Below are 26,740 nucleotides of genomic sequence, written 5' to 3'. Positions count from 1 at the left end.
CGGCTCTTTCCGTTATGTATGGATTCTTTTAATTAGTCTTCGATGTTTCTTGCTTCGTTGATACCGCTGGCTAAAGATTCCATTAAGGATAGTTCTTTGTCTGTAAAGCTATCCATGTATTTCTCTATCTGTAATCGTCGGGTGCTTTTTACCAAGTTATTAGCAGGTAAGAAAAATTCATCAACGGAAACATGAAGTAACGATACAAGGTCATAAAGAACTTGTATGCTGGGGTGTTGCCCTTTATTTTCAATATTAGTTAAGTACCGTGGGTCAATTTCAATCAATGCTCCCACTTGTTCACGAGTTAAACCTCGTTTCAATCGAGCTTCTTTAATGGCTAAACCAAAGGCTCTAAAATCATATTTATCTTCTTTTTTACGCATAGTAGACCACCTCTATACATTTTATTGTTCCTACTGAATTAAAAACAGGTATAGAAAAACGTGTTATATGGTTTATAGGTTTATATTTAATAAAAAGCACTACTAAACGCCAATAAAAAAAACCGTTATATGGTAGTGCTATTTACGCTGTTAAAATATTGTATATTACTTCCAAATGGCGGTTTGTTGGAGGTCAACGTCGCCATGAAGTACATCATATACAATAAATTTCCTTACATTGGGTTCTTGTCAAAAAAAGTCGTCTATCTGCAATAGATAAGTACGTCCACCAATGTGGTTTTATAAATCATATAGATAGAATAACAGAAGCATGTAAACAGAGAAATAAATCTGTTTATATGCTTTTTTGGCTATTCAGAACTTTTTTACAAAGTTTATTTATCAGTAATGCAACAAATCCCCCTTTCACATTGGGACTAAGAGTGAAAGGAGATAAACGAGCAAGGCTCACTTCCTTTCCTAGACAGAAAGGGGGTGAGAAACATGAAACCATCTTCTTTTCAGACCACAATAGAAAATCAGTTTGACTATATCTGTAAACGTGCTATGGAAGACGAGCGAAAGAATTATATGCTTTATCTTTCAAGGATTGCAAAGCGTGAGGTGTCCTTTTCGGATGTTGGCGATTATCTTGTTAGCCAGTTTGCGACAACAGATAACTATTCAACTGACTTTCAGATTTTTACACTCAATGGGTTATCAGTAGGCGTTGAAAATGATTTGTTGAGTGAAGCATTACGTGAGTTGCCAGACAAGAAACGTGAAATTCTACTGCTGTTTTACTTTATGGACATGAGCGATTCAGAAATTGCAGACCTGTTGAAATTGAACCGTTCTACTGTCTATCGGCATAGAACCAGTGGACTAGCCTTAATTAAAAAGTTTATGGAGGAATTTGAAGAATGAAAACACAATATCCTATGATTCCCTTTCCTCTCATTGTAAAGGCAACAGATGGCGATACCGAAGCGATTAACCAGATTCTACATCATTACAGAGGGTACATAACGAAGCGTTCCCTACGACTTATGAAAGATGAATATGGCAATCAAAGTATGGTCGTTGATGAAGTCTTACGTGGAAGAATGGAAACCAGACTGATTACAAAGATTTTGTCATTTGAAATTAAGTAATATCCTCTCTCCTTTCGTGGAAGCGTGCTAAACCATTCCACGCTTCCCGAACAGGGAGGTTTGTTATTCCACCAAAGCATATTGAGCTTTCAATGTGTTTTGATAGGCTAACGAGCCATTGTTCTTTGAAAACTGAATAAAAGTAATCGAATACGTTTCGATAAGAAAAGAGCCAACGGAACTAACCGCCATGACCTATCTTATAAAGATAGCGAGCGATTCATGTTAGTGATCCGAGAAGCAATCTTTAGCAGGATTGCCTGCAACGACATTCTTATCGTGATAATGATACTCCCATACAGTCAATAGTCCGAGCGTGATAAAACCGTCGCAGGCAATGAGTATGGCTACATGAGAACCATGCAGGGGTGGAACTCCCGTGAGCTTTGCTAAAGCTGTTCGATTGCTGGTAAAACAACTTTTATGAAATCCAAATAAGTGATTTGGAAAGGAGGATTTTATGAAGCAGACTGACATTTCTATTTGGGAACGTTATACCCTAACCATTGAAGAAGCGTCAAAATATTTTCGTATTGGCGAAAACAAGCTACGACGCTTGGCAGAGGAAAATAAAAATGCAAATTGGCTGATTATGAATGGCAATCGTATTCAGATTAAACGAAAACAATTTGAAAAAATTATAGATACATTGGACGCAATCTAGCGTCGCCAAAGGGTCTTGTATATGATAAAATAGTATTAAGTCGTATCAAGGCTCTTTCCATAAAGGAAAGGAGCAAATGCCATGTCAGAAAAAAGACGTGACAATAAAGGTCGAATCTTAAAGACTGGAGAGAGCCAACGAAAAGACGGAAGATACTTATACAAATATATAGATTCATTTGGAGAACCGCAATTTGTTTACTCGTGGAAACTTGTGGCTACAGACCGAGTACCAGCAGGAAAGCGTGATTGTATCTCACTTAGAGAGAAAATCGCAGAGTTACAGAAAGACATTCATGATGGTATTGATGTTGTAGGAAAGAAAATGACACTCTGCCAGCTTTACGCAAAACAGAACGCTCAAAGACCAAAGGTTAGAAAAAACACTGAAACTGGACGCAAATATCTTATGGATATTTTGAAGAAAGACAAGTTAGGTGTAAGAAGTATTGACAGTATTAAGCCATCAGACGCTAAAGAATGGGCTATTAGAATGAGTGAAAATGGTTATGCTTATCAAACCATCAATAACTACAAACGTTCTTTAAAGGCTTCATTCTATATTGCTATACAAGATGATTGTGTTCGGAAGAATCCATTTGACTTTCAACTGAAAGCAGTTCTTGATGATGATACTGTCCCTAAGACCGTACTAACAGAAGAACAGGAAGAAAAACTGTTAGCCTTTGCAAAAGCTGATAAAACCTACAGCAAAAATTATGATGAAATTCTGATACTCTTAAAAACAGGTCTTCGTATTTCAGAGTTTGGTGGTTTGACACTTCCAGATTTAGATTTTGAGAATCGTCTTGTCAATATAGACCATCAGCTATTGAGAGATACTGAAATTGGGTACTACATTGAAACACCAAAGACCAAAAGTGGCGAACGTCAAGTTCCTATGGTTGAAGAAGCCTATCAAGCATTTAAGCGAGTGTTAGCGAATCGAAAGAATGATAAGCGTGTTGAGATTGATGGATATAGTGATTTCCTCTTTCTTAATAGAAAGAACTATCCAAAAGTGGCAAGTGATTACAACGGCATGATGAAAGGTCTTGTTAAGAAATACAATAAGTATAACGAGGATAAATTGCCACACATCACTCCACATAGTTTGCGACATACATTCTGTACCAACTATGCAAATGCAGGAATGAATCCAAAGGCATTACAGTACATTATGGGACATGCTAATATAGCCATGACGCTGAACTATTACGCACATGCAACATTCGATTCTGCAATGGCAGAAATGAAACGCTTGAATAAAGAGAAGCAACAGGAGCGTCTTGTTGCTTAGTAGTACAAATGAATTTACTACTTATTTACCACTTCTGACAGCTAAGACATGAGGAAATATGCAAAGAAACGTGAAGTATCTTCCTACAGTAAAAATACTCGAAAGCACATAGAATAAGGCTTTACGAGCATTTAAGAAAATATAAAAAGATAATTAGAAATTTATACTTTCCTGAATAATTCATAGCTCTAAATTTAACCTGTTTTTTTGAACAAATTGCCAATTTTTAAATTAGGCAGATACTTTCTTCCAAAATAATGTGTTTTCGAACAGGATGCCTACGGAAGAAGATCATAATAAAAATTATTTGTCTATTTAAGGGCAGACGAATCCCTTGAAAAAGAATCGGTTAAAAAATTTGTGTGATAACTAGTCTAAATCCATTGTTTGGATCGCCGCAGGCGTTCAAAAACCTTATAAAATTCAGTTTGATACACATGATAACTTGACAGTTTGAGATAGACCTGTCTCCCAGTCTGAACAAGTTTACCGGCTACTTTAAGCAATATCAGCCGGATGGAATGAATCGTCATGCCCTGGTTCACTTTATCAAAACCAATGCTTTTTAAAAAATTAACGAGGTTGTATGCAAGGACACTGATCATCATTCTGACATGATTTTCTAAGAAACGCGGGCTATCTGTTTTATCGAAGTAAAAGCCACCTTTCGCTTCTTTGATGAAATTTTCCATTGTTCCTCGCTTGCCGTAAAGAGAAAATATGACTTCAGGCGAGACATTGTCGGATAGATTAGTCACAATAAACGCATGATGAAATAGCAATTCTCCTCCTTCACGGACGGAGCGTATACAGACACGACGAGGTTTCGACCAGGATTGTGCTTGATAAGGTAGTGAAAAATACTGCACTTCTCGCTCTTCCCATTCTTGATTGTCCCCGTAAAGAACAGAATGTTCAGCTAACTGACTTAACCTCCGATTGCTCTTTAATCGGATAACGTACTGGCTTTCAGTTGCTTCACAAGACTCATACACCTCTGGTGTGGCGAAGCCGCTGTCACCCCGAACCAATATCTCGGTATGGGTAATGCCTTTCCTCCAAATAATTCAAATATTCCTTCGGAGTGGCAGTTGATACCAGAATGACAATTTCCTTCAGATATCCAAGATTTCTTAAGCAATGAAGACTTCTCAAGATACCTCTGCTGTCAGGTATGACTCCTATTGGTCTGGGGTCCTCCGGGCTTGTTATGATTTTCTCAAAATCAGCCTCTGTTTCAGCAGGATATTTTTCAAATGCAGTAAAAACAGTATTGGACCCAAACAGCACCGCATCCGAATGAATTCCCCCGGCAACCTGGTAGTAAACTTCCGGATTATCAAAGCCTTTAATGCGGCCATCAAGGCTAATTTGTGTGTGCATAATTATCTTTGGTTTCATATTTTTCAATCCTCCTTTTTGATAGTAGAATATCATAATACACTGACAGCTGTATGTCAGCAGGGGATATGAAACCTTACAAAAAATACATAACAGACCAATCGCTTTCTCTAAATCAAGTTTAGGCAGTGATTCGTAATTTGTGCCAGGTGTTTACGGGTTATGCATTTTAATTCATCAGGTTGGACTATTTCAATGCCTGATCCATATTCAATCAGCTGCTTGCTCAATATCTCAAAGGAATCTGTCTGGAATTCGATTTCCATTTTACTTCCCAAATCGGTTTCTTCAAGGAAGCCGAGAGAATACCTGTTCTTGATAGAATTGTATGTCTCCCCTTTTTCAGCTCTAAGAATTACATTATATAGTTTTTTATATGAAAGCATTTGTTTTAATATTTGTTCCAAAGAGCCATCATGGCTTTGACAGAGCTCTTCTTCTATGCAAATGCTTTTAATCCGATCCACACGAAAATTCCTATATTCATTTCTTAGCCTGCAAAACCGATTAAGTACCAGTTCTGTTCATAAAACCCCAGTGATATAGGCTCTATCATTCTGCTTTCCGGTTCTTGCCCTCCTGATGCAGGATATTGAATTGATATTACCCTTTTATTGCAGATTGCAGTCTGAATTGCTGCAATAACGTTATCCGCCAATGTATTTTTCTGTCCAGATGTGCTGTACACGTTAATACTGTTCTCCAACTCCTGTGCATAGTTTTTTTCACCATGCTTCAAAATAGATTTGATTTTATACATAGCTGAATCAAAATCCTTTATAAATGATTCATCTCCATGGCAATTTAAAAATTTCCCTGCTGTAATCAATGCACCCACTTCCGCCGCTGTAAACATTACCGGCGGAAGTAGGAAGCCCTCTACAAGAAAATATCCTTTTCCGGCCTCAGATCCAATTGGTATTCCGGCTTCTTCAAGTGTCCGGATATCTCTGTAAACTGTCCTTAAGCTTATATTAAATCGCTGTGCAATTTCTTTGGCAGGAATTATTTTTTTTGATTGCAGCTGAATAAGAATAGAGGTTACTCTGTTAATCCTGTTCAAATTTTATTCCTCCTCTGTGACTTCCATAAAAAGTATATCCTATGCGTTCTTAAGCTAGCTGCTGTTAGTGCTTCTCATTGCACCCTGGTTATAAAAGCCATACTCACAAACCTCTTCACCAAAACTCTTTACATCTCTAATATAGAACTCTATCTAGCGAACTTTTAGAAAAGATATAAAACATCAGAGTATGGACAGTTGCGGATGTACTTCAGAAAAGATTAGATGTCTAAAAAGCTTGTAGTTAAAGCTTTTTAGACATCTAAATCTAGGTACTAAAACAATTCATCCAGTAAAATATAATATTTTATTTTCTCCCAATCAGGCTTGATCCCCAGTAAGTCAAAAAATAGCTCGACATACTGTTCTTCCCCGATATCCTCCCTGATCGATCGGACGCAGAAGGCAATGTCATACCACTTGTCCGCCCTGCCGCTTCTCCCAAGATCAATAAAGCCACTTACTTTGCCATCTTTCACAAAGATGTTGCTGTCTCCCAGGTCGCCGTGGGAAAAGACAAGTTCCTCTTCGGGCTTTTCCGTCTTTAAAAAATCATACAGCTCGCGCGGATCTTTAAATGGAGTGTCTTCTTCCCAGTTTTCGCAATCCACATCGGCCAGATCGTTATTCAGTAAGTAATCCAATTCGGCTAAGCGGCTGTCTAAGCTATTCGTATAGGGACAATCCGATATGTCGATGGAGTGAAAGAGCCTGATGCACTCCGCATACAGCTCGATAATCTTTTCAGGGCTTTGTTCATCTTCATACTCTTCCGAGCAAAGGACGCCATCGGCCTCACTCATGAGCAGATTGCTCCAGCCATCATGCCGTTCAAAGTGCAGGACCTTTGGAACAGGCAGCTTTCCTTCCAGCCATAGCATCATGTCCTTTTCTCGTTCCACATCATAGGTGGTCCCTTTATACCGGCTGTCCGTCATTTTTAAATATAGGTTTTCATTTTCTCCCACCAGCTTATATACCTTAGCAGGAGACATTCCTTCCGTATCTTTTACGCAGCGGTATTTTTCGATCAGTTTTTTCAATTCCGGTGATATTCTCATTTTAGCCATTTATTATTTCCTTCCTCTTTTCTACAGTATTTAAAGATACCCCAAGAAGCTAATTATAACAAGACGAACTCCAATTCACTGTTCCTTGCATTCTAAAACCTTAAATACCAGAAAACAGCTTTTTCAAAGTTGTTTTCAAAGTTGGCGTATAACATAGTATCGACGGAGCCGATTTTGAAACCACAATTATGATAGAATTTACAAGCTATAAGGTTATTGTCCTGGGTTTCAAGCATTAGTCCATGCAAGTTTTTATGCTTTGCCCATTCTATAGATATATTGATAAGCGCGCTGCCTATGCCTTGCCCCCTGAAATCCTTACATACGGCGATATCTTCTATATAAGCGTACCGGTTCCAATTTTTTCGCAGTTTAACTTTTCCGACGCATTTATCGTCTTGGTAGTAAAGATATATTATCTTATCAGTATTGTCAATATATTCAAGGCAATCTGCCTCCTCATCCTCTTCATCCTCTTCGTCTTGGTAGCTTTTTAAATATGGCGCTTCATAGAGTAATTCTGTAAAGGTCCAATTCTCGTTTTCATACCTCGGTATAATCTTACCTATCACCTCAAATGGTTCGCTGGGTTTATCGATATCTTTCAGGTGCCCTGCTTTCATTTCTGTAATCACTGTTCCCGCCTCTCTTCTATATCAGCGGCATATGTGCTATCCAGGCAGCCGGTTTTACCAGTGTATTTTTTATACATGTCCCTGGTATATTTTGTTATATTCCTATCATACTCCGGATAGGCATAATGAAGCCTTTCCGCCACCTCACCGGATACCGCCCTGAACAATTGATGGCATAGAAATAATGCTTCCCATATGTTTTCATAGGAATCCATCCGGTAGGTGGACAAAAGTTTCTCCCACAAATCCTCGGATATATACCTTTCAATAAACTTATAGTTCTTGCCTACACTTAATTTAAAGCCTGTTTCGATGCCGACCTTCCATGATATCATTCTCAGCAGCTCATGGCGAACAATCTGATTAAAATGATCAATAGCAAATAAAATTTCCTTACGGCACAATCCTTTAATAACATAAGGTGTTACATTCCAAAATTCATTGCAGCAATCATCATACTCCCTTGCGCTTGGCTTTCTTACATGATAATCTATATCAGTCGGAACTATGTCCCTTTTAATTCTACAATCTTTATCAATTAGAACCTTTATTAATTTATCGCCCTTTAGGTAATTATCTAACTCTTCCAAGGGCAATAAGGTAAGATCAATTTTATTGTAATCATCAAATAGCATAAGATAGGAAAATCCCTTTTCTTCAGGTGGGAATAATTCCATATCCTCCGGCTTTTGCATCATTATTATATTCCCAAATTGATTAAGCCAGTCATCATTAGATATAAACGGTTCTATATCACTTACAAAATATGTAATATCATAATCCTGAAATTCATCTTTAGGTATATTAATATTTGCGCGTGACCCCTCAAGGGTCACAATTCGAATACGTTCATCCTGTTCTGCTAAAGAAAGTACTAAATCCATCATTTCTTTTTCTGATCTCATTTACATACTCCTCGTTTATTTTTTCTATATTATTACATCTTCTTTTTTGCCGATACAATCAGCATCATTGGGCGTCGCATTTCATCCGCCATCCCCGGAATATCCATCATGTTCTCTGGCGGCTGTGGCTCCACAATCTGATTTATTATAAAACTATTTGAAAGCAGTGTATTTAGATATGTGGTCAGTGTTCTATGATATTTTGTAACCTTTTCTTCCAAAAACATAGCTGTCCGTTTGCCCTCATAATAATAATTGTCCACCGGGAAATGCAGTATTTCTCCTTTTTCGTTATAATACCAGTCTTGTGTTCCATGAGCAGTAAAAACAGGATGTTCAACTGTAAAAACTAAATTGCCACCAGCCTTCAGCATCCTATATATCTTTTTTATTAAATTCTCATAGTCTGCTACATAATGAAACGCAAGCGAACTTAGTATTACATCAAAGCTCTCCTCTGGGAAATCCACATCTTCTATGGCACAGCATTCATATTCAATCTGTGGAAAATGGGTTTTTCCTTTTGCTACTTCGAGCATTTTATGAGAAATATCAACACCTACTACAGAGGAAGCACCGTTTTCCATCGCATATATACAGTGCCATCCATAGCCGCATCCTAAATCAAGCACACGCTTACCCTTAAAATCAGGTAGCATCTTTTTCAAAGTCTCCCATTCTCCCGCACCAGCCAGTCCTTTCTGCGAGCGACTCATTTGACTGTATTTTTGAAAAAATATATTATCATCATATTTGTTTTCTTTCATCTGAACTCTCCTCGTTTAAAAAGTTATTTATCTCCGATACAATTTCATTCACTTCTTTATAAAGTTTCTCGGTCATATCGTAGCATTCAAAAAGAGAAAGACCGAGTACTTCAAAAATATGATTAACTCTTTCGGCATATTTTTCAGGTTTATATTCAAAAGTTTCAAGCAGTTTTATAGCTTTCTTTTCGTTAATGCAATAAGCATTATTACATGCAAATAGTACTTGATTTAAGCATGAAATAATACGAAAAACATGGCCTGCAATATAATATTTATCCTCTACCCCCGCATTTGCTTTTACAAACATTAAAGAGAATTCAGCTTCAAATATAAAAAAGTTCATCAAGCTTTTCTTTAGAGCAGTAGGGTAAATTTCTGCCTGCTTTTTTAATTCGCATAAGCTTTCGTTCTTAGCATATAGTATTTTACTAATCGCTAATTCTCCACGATACATTGCACTTATATAACCATGGGGATGCCCGGTCTGATAATTGGCAGTAACAATTCCTTGCTCCGTATCTTTGATTATTTGTTCTACCCGTTTTATATCACGTAAAATCAAGTCAACATGATACCCATTTATAAATAACCATCCGCCGCCATTAATCCAATCACCCCACGCTCCGGGAGGCACAACAAGGTTGTTTCTATTTTTATCATCCAATTCTGTAGCAATTTGATTAATCGCTGTCAGGTCAAATGAGTCTGAATTGTAATAGATTCCGATATCTATATCAGAATTTTCTGTATGGGTGCCTCTTGCACGTGAGCCCCCTAATACGATGCCTTCTATAAAAGGCAAAGATGATAATTTCTCTGTTACTATTTGAATAACATTACCTACCATATAAACATCCTCCTTTATTCGTTAGATATTTTTATTTCTTCTCCATCTGGTAAAATAAATGCCTGCACAAACTTGACACCTAGCACATCAGCAATGGCCTTCAACTCATCCAAGGTTACTGTTTCTCGTTGTAATTTTTTATTGAAATTCTGTGGAGTCTGGCCAATACGTCTAGCAAGTTCGGAAACACTTATATTCATTTGCTCACACAGTTCTTTAATCATTTCTGCCGTAGTCATACAGCACCTCCAAGTTTACGCTAAGAATATTATAAACCATTTGGTTAATAAACACAATAGTTATTAAAATATTATTATAATCAGCAAGCAAAAGAAAACCCACAACTCTACTGTAGAGTCATGGGCTATTTACTTCTGGTTTTCATATTTCCATTTCGATGCCAGATTTGAAGGCTATGACGAAGTGGCCTTCATAGACTGTAACGCTCTGGATTATCTTCCTTACAAGCTTATCATCATATTCTAAGGTGCGGAATTTGTTCTTGCGGATAAATTCAATCAGCTCATTGATTCGCTCGTTCTCGCCACTGAGGGAGGCATCTTCTACTAAAAGGATCTGTCGCTTGTCTCTCAGCTCATCAATCTCATCTGCTAAGTGGTCATAGTCTTGACCCTTGTTCGCCAGCTTGATTAGTTCTTTTTGTTTTTCCTCTAGTGAGTTGTTAATCTCTGAAATTTGGTACTCTGTCGTTTCGCCAATCACCGCATGAATATTTTCTTCCAGTGTCTTTATCATGTTATTGCCACCTGCAAGTAGCTTATTAATCGCAGTCATTACTGCACCATAGAGTTCATCTTCTTTTACGGTTCGGTTCTTACAGACCCCAGGACCCTGCTCGATTCTAGTCACACATCGCCAGACAAATTCTTTTCTGCCATGAATATTCCAATAGGTTCTCCTATAAATATCGCCACAATCTCCACAGAAGGTAATGGCACTTAAAGCGTATTTACTACTATAAATTCTTTTGTTCTTGCCTTCTCCTGTGTAGATATTGCTTCTCCGATGAATCTCTTCCTGCACCTGCAAAAATAACTCTTTAGGAATAATCGCCTCATGGCTATTTTCAACATAATACTGGGGAAGATGGCCTTCATTCTTAACTCGTTTTTTGGTTAGAAAATCTACAGTAACAGTCTTTTGTAAGAGGGCATCTCCGATGTATTTTTCGTTTTGGAGGATTTTTTTAACTGATTCCGGTCGCCATCTTGTTTTTCCCGCTGCTGTTAAAATACCATCCTTTTCAAGGGCTCGACCAATGCCCACTAGACTCTGACCCTCAAGGTATTCCCGGTAGATGAGTTTGATAATCTCAGCTTCTTCGGGGACAATAGTTAAATTTCCATCTTCATCTTTCGTGTAGCCCATAAATCGCTTATGGTTGACCTGCACCTTTCCTTGTTGGTATCGGTACTGTAGCCCAAGCTTAACGTTTTGTGAAAGGCTCTGGCTTTCCTGCTGTGCCAAAGATGCCATAATAGTCAGCAAAACCTCACCTTTGGCATCCGTGGTGTTGATGTTCTCTTTCTCAAAATAAACTGATATGTTCTTATCCTTGAGCTGTCTAATGTATTGAAGGCAGTCTAGGGTGTTACGCGCAAATCGGCTGATGGATTTTGTAATAACCATGTCGATGTTACCGTCCATACACTCTGCAATCATGCGATTAAATTCGTCACGCTTTTTAGTGTTCGTACCAGAGATACCATCATCTGCAAAGATGCCAGCAAACTCCCATTCATTATTTTTCTTTATAAACTCTGTATAGTGTGAGACCTGAACCTCATAGCTAGAATTTTGTTCTTCTGTTTCTGTAGAAACACGGCAATAGGCAGCAACACGAAGTTTCTTTATCTTTTCTTTTGCGGCTGTACTTCCTACTCTTTTACGAGCAGGAATAACCATTATATTTTTCTCTGTCACTTTATTCCTCGCTTTCTATCAGACTGTATAAGTATTCTGCTCGTTCAAAAGGATCCACTGGCATCTTATTATCTGCCTTTTTCATTTTGAATCGTTCTTTGGGAGGGGGAGAGGTGAAAGCGGCAAGCTCTACCACTCGTCCTAAATCCTTTGCACGTTTATCTCTAACTTCTTCAGCTTTATCAAATATCTCTTTATCAATAATTGCTGGATACGTATCATTTCCAAGGTAGTTGACGTTTTTCAAAATGCGCCCCATCACAGAATGTGTCTTTTCAATACCTGCCTGTTCGCCAGCCACTGTAAGGGATAGTCCTGATATGTATTTCTCAAAGAATACCTTTACTTGACCTGCTGCCTTTTCATCGACAGTAACCACTCCATCTTGAATTTTGTATCCATATGGAATATATGCCATTTATCTCACCACCTTTTCTTTCAGGGAAAGACCGCATTTCAAATTGAATGTCAGCTCATCCCTGGAATTTACAATGATGTTCACTACAAATTCTTCAAATAGTTCTTCCGTGTAGTCACCATTAAAATTATCTGCTGACACATAATTAATGAGGTCCTTTATCTCGTTTGCTCGCAAAACCCCACTCGCAGAGTTCGTTACCAGGTTTGTTTTTTCGGTAGTAAGATTTTTAATCTCACTATCTAAAACATTTCGTTCCTGATTAAAAAGAGCAGGTTCTAGGAAACCTTTGGACATCAGTGCAATAAGGGTATTGCGTTCTTCCAATAGTTGCTCCATTAGCTTATCAATAGCGTCCATTCTTTCACGGTCGCTTTCTTCATCGATTTGGCTAACTGACTTGAAAAGTGGTTCTAGGATTAGCTTATGACTGAAAGCAAGCTTATTCATCATGGTTGTCAATGTGGCTTTGATTTCCCCATCTCGCAAAAACAACATGGAGCAACTTTCTTTATCTTCGATACTATCTCAACATGTGTCGTGGATAAGGTAAGTATGTAAAATGGTATGTGGAACATAGTGATTTGCTGTAAATGATTTGCTAACTACTTTAGTTCTTTATACAAAGTATAAATCGGATATTTTATTATTTTTTCTTTTATATCTTCTGAGATTAGGTCAAAGTATTTGTCCGCTAAATCAGAAAGGGGTTCTTTTTTCATCACCTAATGGGTGATGAAGCAGAATACTTTAAAGACTATTAAATCAATGTTAGGAAAGACTATTAGTAAAACTATGAATTATTCAGGACTTTGTTTATTAATAAAATAATTAGGATCATTTCTATTTTTAAATATAGCACTCTTACCGTTGACAGGTACTATTCCATTAATTCTCTGACTAAACATTATATCTTGATATGGTCTTAATCCATGTTTAAGTAAAAATGAAAACCATGTTAAAACTTCAATATTTTTAGGAATGGCTCCATTTATTTTAATTATTTTCTTTTTTATAGAATCACAATTTGCATTTGTATATGTTGTTATCAAAATCTTTTTATCTTTATTTTTTAAAGCATCCTTCACAATTAATGTTGTCTTACCTGCTCCAGCAGCAGCTATATATAATTTATTATTCAACATCTTCTATTACCCTGTTTATATATTCTGGATATTGAATTTTTGATTCTGATTCGAATATACTTACGGCACAATTTGTTTTATTTTTCTCCATGTATTTTAATATAGAGTCACTATCTGTTTTATTAGTATTAAATATACTATTGAGAGTTTTCAAGTCATTTGCTCTTAAAATACAGGGCTCTAAAGTATTGTAATTAAATTTATCCATATCTCCACTATAAGTCTTTTCGTCATAATATATTTTAATCTTTTCATTATATTCATAATCTTTGTATTTTCTCATTAAAGCTTCTACATCTCCGTCATTATCTGTAACTACATAGAGATTTAAGTCTAATTTATCTCCTAATTCCAAAAATCTTAAAAAAGATGTTCCAACAGAAATTATATCGATACCATTAAAAATTGGTAATTTGCCATATTTATCTTTATATGCTCTTTGTATAATTAGTTCGTCTGAAGGACCTTCAACTAGTATAGCTTTATCACATAATAATACTCGTAATGTGTCATATCCAGAAACAGCTTTAAAATATTTTTCTGTACCACTACTTAAATTTGTAATTTTAGAGCTTTTCTTGTTTGATAAAAGTATTAAATTTTCTAAGCCTAATTTATTTAAAACAAAACTGCTATGAGTTGAAATAATTATTTGACTAGATTCCTTATTACTATTTTCTTGTAGAATATTAATTAAATTATTCATGTTAGAATATGACAAATGGTTTTCTGGCTCTTCAATTAAAATTATTTTATCTTTATTTGTATTAATATTATTTAAAGCAAGCTCAGTTTTTAATAAGCATTGTAGTCCTCTACCAGCATTGGAATATGGAATACTATCAAATTCCGTTATCATACTTGATTCCCAGTTGAAATTACTCCCTAAATTAACACCTAAACTAACTTTTTTTCCCAAATTTGATTTGGATCCACTTAATTTTTCGTTAATATTCTTAACACTTTCATTCTTACTAAAATCATCCTTAGTTTCTCTAAAAGCTTTTGATATGGAAATTAAATCTTCGTTATCTAATGTCCCTCTTATCATATTAGAAATATATTGATCTGAACCATCCTTATATTTATAAGATGAATTATCTATTAAAAATGATTTTGAAGGAATGCTTCTAGTAGTAATATTTTCTCTATTAAAGCCTAGCCATTCACTTTTATAATATTCTATAGGTAAACTGCTTAATTCTCCTTTTTCCATAAATAGTTTATATTCATCTTCATACGAATTATCAAATAATACTTTAAATGCAAATCCTATTTCTTCTTTTAATCCTAAGCCGTTACCACTACCCTCCAAATTTGCATCATCTAATTCAGAGAAGTATATTTCTATTATAATTTCTGGTAATGCACAAGGACTGTTGGAATTTATATTGGTTAAATATTCATCTACAACTTCTCTATTGAATAAATATTGAGATAATTCACGATTGATATAACTACCTCTATAAAAACCAGTTAATGCTAAGTGTATAGCTTCAAGTATTGTTGATTTTCCCTCTTCATTATTTCCTACCAAAATATTTATGCCACCATTTAAATCTAATTCAAACCAATCTTTAAAACATTTAAAATTTTTAATCCTAACTTTTTTTATCAATTTTCAATCTCCGTTTATTATTTCAATCATTTTTAATACACTCCACAATTTCTGATATGTCGCAATCCAATGCGTCACAAATTCTGAGCAAAACATCGGTAGTTACATTCTCACCATTCTTTAATTTATAAAATGTACTCCTACTTACATTTGCTTTTTCCATAAGTTCATTGTGTTGCATATCTAAATCAATAAGTTTTTTAAATAACCTTTTATAACTTAATTCCATATAACCTCCAAGATTATTTTTTGATAGCTAATCTCGTACATATATACATTTTAAATATACTTATGTTTGTTATTGCATACTAATTAATTATAACATTAACTATAGGTTATTTTCAATCATTTGATATATCACTTTAAATGAACAAAAAAATAATGGCAGTCCGAAGACTGCCGATATTTATCTCTCTGTTCCTTTGCTATGGTCTTTCTTGTTTGACTTAGCTTTGTCATCTGTCTTAAAGCTTTTTATTTGCCCTAATATGGACTTTTTATCTTTATCTTGACTCTTTACTTGTTCTTTTGCTTTTAAAAGCTTAGAAGACAAAATACGGACATTTTTATGTTCCTTTCCGTTGTTGTCAATACTTGTTTTTACTTGTCCGAAGATTTTAACAAAATCTCCTTGTTTAAGGTTCTCTAAATCTTTTGTCTTATCTCCATAGGCTGAACAATTGGTATAAATTTTATTTCCATCGTCATCTTTTGAAACAATTGAAAAATTACTTACTTTAAACTTTTCTCCATTAGCATTTTCTCTTTCAAGATTTTCTACTTTGCCAGCTATATTACCCACGAGATTTATGAGGTCGTCTTTTTCTTCAAGTTCGTTGGAATTTTCAACAATCTTACCTTGTTCTTTCATATCATCAATCATATAGTCAAAGTCATCACTTAGTAAACCTGTTGTGTTATTGTTCATATATAAAACATAGACATCTTCAAGTGCCTTTTCATCATTAACGCCTTTTTCTATGCTTACAAGTGCTTTTATAAAATCCTTGTAATTATCATTCATCATTTCTTCTAAGTTATCTCTAATATCTTTGTATTCCATAATTTCCTCCTTGTACTAAATAAGGAGAGCCTTACGCTCTCCTTTATCGTTCTTGTCCTTTTTCACTTTTTTCTTGGTTTTTATCTTTTTCTTCTTCTGATTTGAATTTTGATATTTGTCCCAATATTGATGGTTTCTCTTCCCTTGCGTGTAGATTATCCTCTACATCATAAGTTGATTCAAAGTAATCACTATCTTTAAAATCATTGTCATACCTATCTGGTATTCCGTCATTATCAAGATCTTTTGCTAGTGGATCATAGAAGTTTCCGTCATCATCTATTTCTAGTCCTAGTGCTTGTTTCACATCTTCTTCATCTACTGATACCAGATCATCAAAACTTGACATCTTTATGGCTTCAGTCATATCTTTAATTGCTTGTGAGTTAGATATACCGTCTTCTACAAAAGATTCTGTTCTAATAGCTACATTATCTACATACTGAGTCCATGTTTTTTCTTCCAAATTTACCTCATATTGAATCGAGTGCTTACCATCTGGTGTTTCTGTATAGGCAAGTCCTATATGACTTAAATCAGGGTATAATTTGTCGAAGTCTTCATAGCTATTAGATTCTGAAAACTCGTAATTAGAATAATCAACTATCGCCCTCTTTAAATCTTCTAATAATGGTGATTGGTTTTCCAGTTCTTCCACTTCTCCCATATCTAAAAGTTTATTAATCTCAGCTAGTCTTAGAGTCTTATCCCTTAACTCATCTGCTTTTTCAAATGGTTTGGTCAATTCTACTTTGGCATTTTCTAAAGATTCTTTATAGTTTTCAAGGTTTTGATTTAACCTTTCTAGTCTTGAAGGCATTTTTTCAATGGCATTATCAAGCCTTGTTATATTACCATCAGTAGAGTTTGAAAACTCTCCAAAGTATTCTGCTTTTCCTAGAAGTTTAAAGGTGTGAGTATTAGTCATAAAGTTATATGAAACTTGTAAGTCTAAATTTCTATATTTACCAATGACCTTACTATCATTTATCTTTACCTTTTTTATTTCTTCTAATAGCTTCTCTCCAGCTTCTTTCTTATCTAAAATTTTATTTGCACCAAGACTGATTGAAGTGAATTTACTATCTCCTTCTCCTAATTTCTCAACACTTGCAATATCTTCTTTAACTGCTTGTATTTCCATTTCAGTTTTTAAAATACTTTGAGGATAAAATTTATTTACCTTATCTTCAAGCTTATATTTATTAGATTTATAGTTTGCTTCCAGCATTTTTAGCTTTGTAACTTCGTTATCTAAATCCATTTTTTCTTTAATTAGAGGATTGCCAGTGGCTAAAGCCTTAATTTCTGAATAAGATAGACTTGCTTCATCAACATCTTCTGCAACTCTTACTGGAGTTTTTGAAGTCATAATTTGAGAAATGAATTTTTGCTTATTCTCTATCGTCTGCCACAAATAAGAATCAAAGGTATTTTCTGTTACATATCTAAAGATATTGACTTTATCATTTTCATTGCCTTGACGAACAATTCTACCACTTCTTTGCTCTAGGTCAGACGGTCTCCAAGGGACGTCTAAATCGTGTAAGGCTATTAGTTTGTTTTGTACATTAGTACCTGCACCCATTTTTTGAGTAGAGCCTAATAATACTCTTACTTCTCCCCTTCTTACCTTAGAGAACAATTCATCTTTTTGTTTGTCTGTATCTGCTTCGTGGATAAAGGCTATTTCTTCTTTAGGTATTCCCATATTCACTAGCTTATTTCTAATATCATCATAGATATTAAATTCTCCATCTCCTTTTGGTGTGGACATATCTGAAAACACTAATTGGGTCGATGATTTTTCTTTTGTCTTATCCCAGATCGAAAAGATATTTTTAACGCATACATTTACCTTTGAGTTAGGATCATCGGGAAGTAGTGGATTTATTAACCTTTGATCAAGGGCAAGTTTTTTACCATCATTTGTAATCTTTAGCATATTATCTTCTGTTGGTTCTACTTGGTTATTTCTAACCGCATCAGCTCTTTCTGAAATGGCTTCTAATATTTCTTTTTGTTCCTCAGTAGGTTTTGTTTTAATAACTTCAAAATTTGCTTCTGGTACTGGCAAATTTAACATATCTGAAGTCTTTATATCTGCTACTTCTTTAAACATGCTCATCAACTCTGGCAAGTTATAAAACTTTGAAAATCTTGTCTTTTGCCTATATCCAGTTCCTTCTGGTGATAATTCAAAGGTGTTTTCTGTTTCTCCAAAAGTAGAAGCCCAAGCGTCAAAATGTTCTAATCCTCTTGCCTTTAAATCGTCATATTGAAGGTATCTTTGCATTGTATAAAGCTCTGTCATTGAATTTGATATTGGTGTACCAGTAGCAAATACAACTCCCTTTCCATCTGTCATTTCATCCATATACCTACATTTCATATACATATCCGAAGACTTAAAGGCTTCACTCTGACCGATACCAGCTACATTTCTCATTTTTGTATGCAAGAATAAGTTTTTGTAATTATGAGCTTCGTCTATAAATAATTTATCTACTCCTAGTTCTTCAAAGGTTATTACATCATCTTTTTTAAAGTCATCATTTAGTTTTTCCAGTCTTACCAAGAGTTTCTTCTTTGTCTTTTCCAGTTGTTTTACAGTGAAATTTTCTCCTCTATTTCTTTTGTTCTCATCAATAAAGGAAACTATATCATCTATTTGGTCTTGTATATGCCTTACTTGGTATTCCTTAGACATAGGTATTTTTTCAAATTGAGAGTGTCCTATGATGACCGCATCATATTCTCCTGTTGCAATCCTACCAATAAATCTTTTCCTATTTTTTGGTTGGAAGTCTTTTTTATCGGCCACCATAATATTTGCTGACGGATATAACTGCATAAACTCTCTCCCAATTTGAGTGGTTAGATGGTTAGGAACTACAAATAATGACTTACTTGCAAGTCCTAACTTTTTAGATTCCATAGCAGAAGCTACCATTTCAAAAGTTTTTCCTGCTCCTACTACATGAGCAAGTAGTGTATTTCCACCATAAAGAGTCCTTGCTATGGCATTTTTTTGATGTTCTCGTAGTCTGATTTCAGTATTCATTCCATCAAAAGTTAAGTTAGAACCATCAAATTCTCTATTTCTAATTGAATTGAATTTTTCATTATAAATCTTTTCTAGCCTATATCTTCTATCAGGATCTTCAAATATCCAATTCTTAAATTCCTCTTTAATCAATTCCTGCTTTTGACTTGCAAGCATAGTTTCTTTTTTATTCAATACAGAAGTCTTAGACCCATCATCATTTATTACTTGATCAAATACCTTTGTATCTTTTAGGTTAAGGGCATTTTCAATTAGCTTATAGGCATTTACCCTACTTGTACCATAAGTCATGTTAGCAAGGTCATTAGTTGAGTCAACACTTTTACCTTCAATGTTCCATTCACTTGTATGTGGTGAGAACCTAACATTTATATTCCACCTATCATAACCTGGCGTTTTTAAAAGATTAAAAGTAAAGTCTTCTATATCTTTTTGAGGTATCCAGGTTGCTCCTAACCTTACATTTATATCAGAAGCAGTTAGTTCTTCAGGCATAACTTCCTGTAATTTTTCTCTCTGATATTTGAGTTTTCCTAACTCGTTTAATAATGTGTCTTTCTTTTCAGAAGGTGCTAAATCTATTATATTTTCAATTTCTCCAATATATGAATTGAGATAGCCAATCTTTTCTCTAATATTGCCACTTAAATACTCATCAGCTGATACATATGAAAAATGAAATGGATCGTCATTGTTAAAGTTTTCAAAGGGCATTCTGTTATTTATTAGGTCTGTATCCTTAATATCTAAAAATATCTCGCCCTCAAGCTCACCAATTAAGGTGTTCCTATCTTTACTTGTAATAGATTCCATATATTCAAAATCTACATATCCTTTTTGTGAAACTGATAAGACTAAGGCTTCAAGGGAAGTATCTACATGGTCTACTACTTTTGCCTTTGTTATTGTTCTTTTTGAAAATATATCACTCTTAGCTTTGAAATTATCCTCATCATCAAGTATTTCTATTGATGATACCAAAGGAAAGTTTGAGTCTTCCTTTAAGGCTCTAGTGTTTGATAAGGAGTTAATAAAGCCATGTTTCTTTGAAAAGTTATCATAAACTTCATTTAACTTTGCTTGTGACTCTTTTATTTCCGCGTCTGAATAATCGTCCTTTTGTTTTTCTATTACATCTTTCAAAGCATTCATTACATCAAGATAATCTTTTATCTTTTCTTTGTTTTTATCTGATATATTCTGCTTAATTAAGACTGAGTTTTCTCTTAGGTAGACCTCTTCATCAATGATAGTGTAAGAAAAATTCTTAACATCGTCTGTTGCTGGAAGACTTAATTCTTCATCTTCCAATAGTTCGACCTCTTCATATTTTGAATTTGAAGATATTTCCTTACTTGCAAGATCCATTAAATCTTTTAACTTTTCATCTTCTTTTTCATCACAAGTAATAGTATTACCAAATCTTCCAGATACTTCTTTCATATCCCCTAATACCATCTGAGGATTATCTACAAAGTATTTATTATAAGTCAAACCCTTTTTATCAGTTGAAAGGTGTATCCAATCGTCATCTCTTTCTATAACTGAATCTCTCTTTTTTAAGAAAATAATATCCGAAGTAACTTCTGTACCAGCAAGTCCTTTAAATGTTGTATTAGGAAGCCTCATAGCTCCTAAAAACTCACATCTTGCATTAATATATTTTCTAACAGATTCATCTTTTTTATCCATAGTTCCAGATGAAGTTATGAAGGCAATAATTCCTCCATTTCTTACCTTATCTATTGACCTTGCAAAAAAATAATCGTGAATTAGAAAATTATTTCTGTTATATTCACGATCATTAACTTTAAAATCTCCAAAGGGAACATTCCCTATTACCAAATCGAAAAAGTTATTTGAGAAGTTTGTTTCTTCAAAGCCTTTAATTTGAATATTTGCTTCAGGATAGAGTTCTCTTGCTATTCTTCCACTAAGGCTATCTTTTTCTACTCCATAGACATTAGATCCTCTTATTTCACTTGGCATATTACCAATGAAGTTACCAACTCCTGCAGATGGTTCAAGGATATTTCCAGTCTTAAATCCCATATCTGTTAGGGTATTATATATTCCATCCATTACCTCTCTAGGTGTATAAAACGATGTTAGAGTAGACTCTTTAGCATTCAAATACTCTTCATTTGTTAAATTTTCTTTTAAAATATTTCTTGCTTCAAGCCATTGACCTCCTTTTTCTTCATCGAAAACATCGGCAAGACCACCCCAACCCAGATAATCAGCAAGATATGCTTGTTCATACTCTCTCGGACTCCTATTTTCATTTTCAAGTCTTTTTAGCATTTTAATAGCTTTTATATTTTTATCTAGTCTTTCTGATGGTGTTAGGTATTCTGAGTAGATATGATTTTTCAAGTCATAATTTCTAGCAAAACTTAGTCTTTCCTTATTAGGTTCATAGCCTAGATTTTTTAAATCTTCTTTACCCCTCAATAAGTTTTCGGCTGCTTGTCTTGGGACATTATACCTATCCATCATTTGGTCAATTTCAAGATTGTGGTTATCTATAAAGCTTTCTTGCTCTACTTGTCTTTCAATTTGTTTTTCATATTCAGATAATTTGTGTATCTCATAATTTCCACTATCTAAAAGCTCATCAATCTTTCTACTTTCTTCAAATGTTTCACCCTTATATAAGGGAATTTCTTCTCCATTAACTTCTACTTTAGTTCCTGTTTCAATTAAGTTAATTCCATCAAAGATATCCTCATCTTCTAAAATAAATTCCTTACCAACCTTTACTGCTAGTTTTTCTGATGTTTGACTTAGATTTTCAAAGATTTCTTCAAGGTATGAATCATTTCTATATGGAATTACTTCCGAACCTCTAATCATGCCTCCCATATATTCCGTATTATCTCTGATAGTGACAGTTTTAAGCCTTCCACTTAGTTCATCAAAATCTGTAATGGTAAAGTCCTTATCTTTATATCTAACCTGATCGCCTATCTTAAATTTAGGTTCTATCTTTTCCTTTACTTCTTCTTGTAAAGATTTTTCCTCGCTTATTGCAACTTGTTCTTCTAAATATGAAAATTCACGCTCATTTACTTCTTCACCATCACCAAGGTCAACCCTATAATGCTCGACAACTTCTCCGTCTACATAGTGGTCAAAATAGAATTTGAAATATCCGATATAATCATCTGTCATTTCTCCAAATTCATTTTCTCCATGAGTTTGATTATGGTCTTTAACATCAATATCCTTTTGTCTTAGGATATTAATTAAATCTTTAGTTACTATCTGCCCACTATAATCAGGAACTAATTCGTGGTTTTCATTAAATTCTACAATCCAATAATCTTTTCTATTTTCAATGTTTTTGCCATCAAAAAAAGAAGCTTCATCAGCTTCCTCTTCTTGGCTTATTTCATTTTCTAAGCTTCCACGTATTCCTTGATTGCCATTTTCTTCACTGTTGCCATCAAGTTGTTCATCTGTCCTTGGTATTCCTCTGGATTCTCTCTCCTCATCTTCTCTGTCAATCCTTGGGCTTTCATCATTTTGACTTTCTCTCTCTTGATAAAGTCCACTGCCTGATTCTGGATTTCCTTCAGATGGTTCAAAAGCGTTTTCTCCTCGTACATCTCCTGAAGCTTCTTCCAGTTCTCCATGTCCTCGCTCCCTACCAGGTAAGACAGTCTTAGAACTGCGTATGTCGGATTCGGAAATCTCTCCATAAATTCCAGATCTTTCTCCATCATGTCCAAGGTTTTCTCTTCGATCTTCATTGCTATTTCTTCTGTAGCTTCCATCTGTGAAAACTCGTCCATCTCTACTTCTTGACCTATCATCTCGTCTATATAAATCATTTTTACCTCCTCTATCTTCATTTATATTTTCTATATCTCTATTATAGTCGGCAGCGGCCCTTTCTGTCAGCAGCCTAGCACGATCCATTTCCTTAGATTTTTCTATTGTTCTATCTATAATATCTTCACTAACCCTTGATATTACAAGACCTATCTGCTCTAAAGAAATTGCATTAATCCTCGAAAAATTATTTTTTAAATTTTCCATATCCATCGGGTAGACTGTATTAAACCTATTAGCTACCGCATAGGATATTGAGTCTCTCATAAACTTTTCAAAACTAAGTCTATCCTCTATATCTATTCTCAAATCAGCAAGAGCCAAGTTAATATATTCATCTCCATAAATTCGACTTAAAGAAAATATATTTTCATTGAGTGAATCACTAGCTTCAAATGAAGAATCTCTTATTATTTCTTTTAAAGCCTCGTTATGGTTTTCATGATCAAACTGCCATAAGCTAACCTCATTAATATTCCTATCCATTGATGTGGTCTGGCTAATATCAAAAATGTATGAAATTCTTTGATTTACATCACTTCCAACTAAAATTGGAATACCCTTTTGACCTCTCATAACAACTCTGCCAAAATATTTCTTCCACATATCAAAGGTCGCACAAGCTCTAGCTTCAGGTTCTTTGTTGTATATACTTAGTTGGCTAGAAAAATCATATTTCTGGTTATTGCCTATAACTTTTAAGAGCTTTAAATATTCTTTTTCATCTTGTAACACCTCATACTTTATTGCTTCTTGTATATTCTTAAAATCATTTACTTGCATTCTCTACCTCCATTCTATGAATTTCTTTTATAATAGCCATTAAAACATCAACCACAATAGAATTGCCGGCCTGCTTATATAGTTTGCTTGAAGTGCAATTTTTTCTTCTTGGATGTACTTCCTCTAATTTATCTATATCACTATCATCAAAACCCATGAGTCTTAAACATTCTCTTTCTGTTAAATACCTATATTTACCATTTCCAATATCTATTATTCCAGAATTAGGTACTCTCATCTGTTTTGTGGAAATAGTATAAGAAAAATCTTTAATCACTTTTAGTCGCCCTCTAAAACTATTATCTATACCTTTATTTAAAAATTTCAGCATATAGGGTTGAGTCATCGTGTAAAGTTCACTTACATCCTTTTCTAAAAATTCACTCAGTGGTCTAGTTTCTTTTATCTCCAATTTATCAAAAGAAAAGTTATTTACTCCAAGACATGAAACAACAAATATCCTTTCTCTTCTTTGAGGTATCCCAAAGTCCATTGCATTTAAGATTTCATACTTGCTTTCATATCCTAGGCTCTCTAACTCTTTTAGATAAATAAAAAAGGAGTCCCTCATATTTCTATCAAGGACTCCCTTTACATTTTCCCAAATTATCCATTTAGGTTTATCTTTCATTTCTTTAATTATTCTAATTGTTTCAAATAGTAAGCTTGATCTAGTTCCTGAATTCTTTACTCCTCCTTGCTTTTTCCCTATTCTTGAAAAGTCTTGGCAAGGACTTCCATGCATAACTAAGTCTATCTTTTCATTAGGTGCTTTATATCCTACTACTGATTTTGGCTTATAATCTTCTCCATAAAGTGCATTGTATGATTTAACACAAGCCTTATCTATTTCTACATAATCAACAACTTCATAAGGTATCTTTAAATTAATAAAAGCCTTTCTAATAGCACCTATGCCACCGAAAAGCTCTAATATTTTTACCTTATTCATTTAGATTATTCTTGTACCTATCTACAAGCTCCCTTATACTATCTTCTATTTCTCTTAAAAAGTCTTCTTTATCTACTTCACCAGAGCTAATCTTTGCAAGTTTCATTTCCCATTCAGATGTTGTTTCTGCTGATTTAAACTTATCCTCTACAATTGATACAAGCCTATTGCCTTTTTCTGTTACAAGTAGATTTTTCTTATCTCTTCTTATAAGATCCTTATGGATAAGATTTTCTATAATTCCTGCTCTTGTGGCTGGTGTTCCTAAGCCTTTTCTTTCTACTTCTATTTCTTTATCCAAGGATTCTACTCCTGCATTCTCTATAGCCTTTAAAAGCGTATCTTCATTATAATGACTTGGAGCTTTTGTAAATTTCTCCGATATGTTTTTAGAAGTTAGTTTAATATTATCTCCAGTCTTTATATCTGGTAATTCATTTTCTTGTTTTTCTTTTCCATAAGTCTTTAGATACTTGGTATAACCTTCATCGATTATAGTCTTGCCACTTGCATTAAAGTTAAACTTGTCATATTCATATTTGATTTTTCTACTATATTCCTTTAAGTTATCCGAACATGAAGCAAGTAATTTATTCTTAATTAGATTATAGATTTTGCTTTCTTTATCAGATATATCTTTAGCTTTTCCAATACCTGATATAGTAGGAATAATTGCATAGTGGTCTGTAACCTTAGATGAATTAAAAATAGACTTATAATTTGATTCATTGATTTTAAAATCATCTTCAAGTCCTTCTAATAATTCTTTCATAGTATTAACCATATCATCGGTTAAATACCTACTATCTGTTCTTGGATATGTGATTAGCTTTTTTTCATACAAGCCTTGTGCCAGGTTTAAAGTGTCATTTGCTGAATATCCAAAATATTTATTTGCTTCTCTTTGTAAGGTAGTGAGATCATAAGGCTTATCTGGTTTTGTGCTTATTTCTTTATCTTCTACCTCTGTAATAACTATTTCATCTTCTAGTAGATTTAATAGTTGCTCTGCAACTTCGATTTTATCAATCCTATCTGATACAAGTTTCAATCCTTCATAAGATAGGTCAACTGTATAATATTTTTGCTTCTTAAATAGGTTTATTTCGCTATCCCTTTTAGCTATTAAATATAGAGTTGGTGTTTGTACTCTACCAACAGAATATGTTTCCTTATAGATGCAAGAATAAAGCCTACTTAGATTCATTCCAACTAGCCAATCCGCAATTGCTCTTGCACTTGCCGATCTATATAAGTCCTCAAAGTTTTCTCCGTCTTTAAGATTTCTGAAGCCATCTTCAATAGCTTTGTTTTCCATTGAAGATATCCAAAGTCTTTTAATCTTCTTCTTACAATTAGCTTGATTATATACAAGCCTAAAAATAAGTTCTCCTTCTCTTCCAGCATCACAAGCATTTATAACTGTGTCGATGTTCTTATCGTTTAAAAGTTTCTTTAAAATTCCATATTGTTTTTTAGTGCTTTTAGATACTTCATAAATATATTCTTCTGGAATTATAGGAAGAGTGTCTATTGCCCATTTCTTCCATTTTTCATCTATCTTATCTGGACTTGCCATTTGAATTAAATGACCTACACACCAAGAAACAATGTATCCACCTCCCTCATAATATCCGTTTTTTCTTGTTCTTGCTCCAATTACCTTTGCAATTGTAACTGCTACACTTGGTTTTTCTGCTATTACTAACTTCATTCATA

At 34.3% G+C, this 26,740-nt stretch carries 24 protein-coding genes and 2 pseudogenes; 4 read left to right on the top strand and 22 right to left on the bottom strand.

From position 1 onward, the window contains the following. Window positions 1-32: 32 nt before the first annotated feature. Window positions 33-386, bottom strand: a complete 354-nt coding sequence (locus tag AC6FXG_RS05155) for a helix-turn-helix transcriptional regulator (protein WP_001227347.1) — start codon at window positions 384-386, stop codon at window positions 33-35. Window positions 387-890: 504 nt separating this feature from the next. Here AC6FXG_RS05155 and AC6FXG_RS05150 point away from each other — a divergent pair. Both AC6FXG_RS05150 and AC6FXG_RS05145 read left to right on the top strand, forming a co-directional pair. After that, window positions 891-1,313 carry a sigma-70 family RNA polymerase sigma factor gene (locus AC6FXG_RS05150; RefSeq protein ID WP_000804885.1) on the top strand — a complete coding sequence of 141 codons (423 nt, stop codon included), beginning with the start codon at window positions 891-893 and terminating at the stop codon, window positions 1,311-1,313. Beyond that, window positions 1,310-1,540 (top strand): helix-turn-helix domain-containing protein, encoded by a 231-nt coding sequence (locus tag AC6FXG_RS05145; RefSeq protein ID WP_000857133.1) that lies wholly within the window; start codon window positions 1,310-1,312, stop codon window positions 1,538-1,540. Before AC6FXG_RS05150 ends, AC6FXG_RS05145 begins: the two co-directional genes overlap by 4 nt. A 225-nt stretch (window positions 1,541-1,765) precedes the next feature. On the opposite strand, the gene AC6FXG_RS05140 is transcribed toward AC6FXG_RS05145, so the two are convergent. After that, window positions 1,766-2,017, bottom strand: a complete 252-nt coding sequence (locus tag AC6FXG_RS05140; RefSeq protein WP_001845478.1) for a hypothetical protein — start codon at window positions 2,015-2,017, stop codon at window positions 1,766-1,768. Between AC6FXG_RS05140 and AC6FXG_RS05135 the strand changes: the two genes are divergently transcribed. Next, window positions 2,001-2,204 (top strand): excisionase, encoded by a 204-nt coding sequence (locus AC6FXG_RS05135; RefSeq protein ID WP_129321837.1) that lies wholly within the window; start codon window positions 2,001-2,003, stop codon window positions 2,202-2,204. The two genes, AC6FXG_RS05140 and AC6FXG_RS05135, sit on opposite strands and share 17 nt — an antisense overlap. 81 nt (window positions 2,205-2,285) lie before the next feature. Further along, on the top strand, window positions 2,286-3,503 hold the full coding sequence (locus tag AC6FXG_RS05130; RefSeq protein ID WP_001291561.1) for a tyrosine-type recombinase/integrase: 1,218 nt from the start codon (window positions 2,286-2,288) through the stop codon (window positions 3,501-3,503). A 374-nt stretch (window positions 3,504-3,877) separates the two neighbouring features. Here the strand turns inward: AC6FXG_RS05130 and AC6FXG_RS05125 are convergent. From AC6FXG_RS05125 to AC6FXG_RS05030, 20 genes and pseudogenes are all read right to left on the bottom strand, one after another. Beyond that, window positions 3,878-4,549: pseudogene (locus AC6FXG_RS05125) on the bottom strand (IS1380-like element ISSsu5 family transposase); the annotation flags it as partial. Next, window positions 4,542-4,904 (bottom strand): annotated as a pseudogene (locus AC6FXG_RS05120) (dihydrofolate reductase family protein); the annotation flags it as partial. The pseudogenes AC6FXG_RS05120 and AC6FXG_RS05125, both read right to left, overlap by 8 nt. 110 nt (window positions 4,905-5,014) lie before the next feature. Continuing rightward, entirely contained in the window at window positions 5,015-5,371 is a 357-nt protein-coding gene (locus tag AC6FXG_RS05115; protein ID WP_000374054.1) for a WYL domain-containing protein, read from the bottom strand. Window positions 5,372-5,394: 23 nt separating this feature from the next. Then, a complete protein-coding gene (locus AC6FXG_RS05110; protein WP_001079938.1) occupies window positions 5,395-5,967 on the bottom strand; it encodes a helix-turn-helix transcriptional regulator in 573 nt (190 codons plus the stop codon). 275 nt (window positions 5,968-6,242) lie between these two features. Continuing rightward, window positions 6,243-7,037, bottom strand: coding sequence for an aminoglycoside O-phosphotransferase APH(3')-IIIa (gene aph(3')-IIIa, locus AC6FXG_RS05105; RefSeq protein ID WP_001096887.1), 795 nt, complete (start codon window positions 7,035-7,037; stop codon window positions 6,243-6,245). A gap of 92 nt (window positions 7,038-7,129) precedes the next feature. Continuing rightward, the gene (gene sat4 / locus AC6FXG_RS05100) at window positions 7,130-7,672 is read right to left on the bottom strand and encodes a streptothricin N-acetyltransferase Sat4 (RefSeq protein ID WP_000627290.1); all 543 of its coding nucleotides are present in this window, start codon (window positions 7,670-7,672) and stop codon (window positions 7,130-7,132) included. Then, window positions 7,669-8,577: an aminoglycoside nucleotidyltransferase ANT(6)-Ia gene (locus AC6FXG_RS05095; protein WP_001255866.1), complete on the bottom strand. Its 909-nt coding sequence runs from the start codon at window positions 8,575-8,577 to the stop codon at window positions 7,669-7,671. Before AC6FXG_RS05095 ends, sat4 begins: the two co-directional genes overlap by 4 nt. A gap of 32 nt (window positions 8,578-8,609) precedes the next feature. Beyond that, window positions 8,610-9,344 carry a class I SAM-dependent methyltransferase gene (locus AC6FXG_RS05090; protein ID WP_000662263.1) on the bottom strand — a complete coding sequence of 245 codons (735 nt, stop codon included), beginning with the start codon at window positions 9,342-9,344 and terminating at the stop codon, window positions 8,610-8,612. Further along, the gene (locus tag AC6FXG_RS05085; protein WP_000233000.1) at window positions 9,325-10,194 is read right to left on the bottom strand and encodes a nucleotidyltransferase domain-containing protein; all 870 of its coding nucleotides are present in this window, start codon (window positions 10,192-10,194) and stop codon (window positions 9,325-9,327) included. Before AC6FXG_RS05085 ends, AC6FXG_RS05090 begins: the two co-directional genes overlap by 20 nt. A gap of 14 nt (window positions 10,195-10,208) precedes the next feature. Further along, window positions 10,209-10,433 (bottom strand): helix-turn-helix domain-containing protein, encoded by a 225-nt coding sequence (locus AC6FXG_RS05080; RefSeq protein ID WP_000205227.1) that lies wholly within the window; start codon window positions 10,431-10,433, stop codon window positions 10,209-10,211. Between the two features lie 142 nt (window positions 10,434-10,575). Continuing rightward, on the bottom strand, window positions 10,576-12,138 hold the full coding sequence (locus AC6FXG_RS05075; RefSeq protein ID WP_420822427.1) for a recombinase family protein: 1,563 nt from the start codon (window positions 12,136-12,138) through the stop codon (window positions 10,576-10,578). Window position 12,139: 1 nt separating this feature from the next. Beyond that, the gene (locus AC6FXG_RS05070; RefSeq protein ID WP_000323438.1) at window positions 12,140-12,556 is read right to left on the bottom strand and encodes a recombinase; all 417 of its coding nucleotides are present in this window, start codon (window positions 12,554-12,556) and stop codon (window positions 12,140-12,142) included. After that, window positions 12,557-13,054, bottom strand: coding sequence for a DNA recombinase (locus AC6FXG_RS05065; RefSeq protein WP_002327635.1), 498 nt, complete (start codon window positions 13,052-13,054; stop codon window positions 12,557-12,559). Window positions 13,055-13,356: 302 nt separating this feature from the next. Next, window positions 13,357-13,701: a UvrD-helicase domain-containing protein gene (locus AC6FXG_RS05060; protein ID WP_233436569.1), complete on the bottom strand. Its 345-nt coding sequence runs from the start codon at window positions 13,699-13,701 to the stop codon at window positions 13,357-13,359. Next, window positions 13,691-15,319 (bottom strand): ATP-dependent nuclease, encoded by a 1,629-nt coding sequence (locus tag AC6FXG_RS05055; protein ID WP_023078867.1) that lies wholly within the window; start codon window positions 15,317-15,319, stop codon window positions 13,691-13,693. The genes AC6FXG_RS05060 and AC6FXG_RS05055 overlap by 11 nt, the downstream gene beginning before the upstream one ends. Window positions 15,320-15,341: 22 nt before the next feature. Further along, a complete protein-coding gene (locus AC6FXG_RS05050) occupies window positions 15,342-15,548 on the bottom strand; it encodes a helix-turn-helix domain-containing protein (protein ID WP_012290740.1) in 207 nt (68 codons plus the stop codon). Window positions 15,549-15,725: 177 nt separating this feature from the next. Continuing rightward, window positions 15,726-16,382: a DNA-binding protein gene (locus tag AC6FXG_RS05045; protein WP_374151041.1), complete on the bottom strand. Its 657-nt coding sequence runs from the start codon at window positions 16,380-16,382 to the stop codon at window positions 15,726-15,728. Window positions 16,383-16,425: 43 nt separating this feature from the next. After that, the gene (locus tag AC6FXG_RS05040) at window positions 16,426-24,069 is read right to left on the bottom strand and encodes a helicase-like domain-containing protein (RefSeq protein WP_500571828.1); all 7,644 of its coding nucleotides are present in this window, start codon (window positions 24,067-24,069) and stop codon (window positions 16,426-16,428) included. Continuing rightward, window positions 24,056-25,021 (bottom strand): DNA cytosine methyltransferase, encoded by a 966-nt coding sequence (locus AC6FXG_RS05035; RefSeq protein WP_500571827.1) that lies wholly within the window; start codon window positions 25,019-25,021, stop codon window positions 24,056-24,058. The genes AC6FXG_RS05040 and AC6FXG_RS05035 overlap by 14 nt, the downstream gene beginning before the upstream one ends. Then, the gene (locus AC6FXG_RS05030; RefSeq protein WP_500571826.1) at window positions 25,014-26,735 is read right to left on the bottom strand and encodes a DNA topoisomerase 3; all 1,722 of its coding nucleotides are present in this window, start codon (window positions 26,733-26,735) and stop codon (window positions 25,014-25,016) included. The genes AC6FXG_RS05035 and AC6FXG_RS05030 overlap by 8 nt, the downstream gene beginning before the upstream one ends. Window positions 26,736-26,740 lie beyond the last annotated feature (5 nt).

Source organism: Ezakiella massiliensis (genome assembly GCF_059862345.1).
The sequence above is the reverse complement of the archived record's forward strand: the minus strand, read 5'-3'. Positions and strand labels throughout refer to the sequence as shown.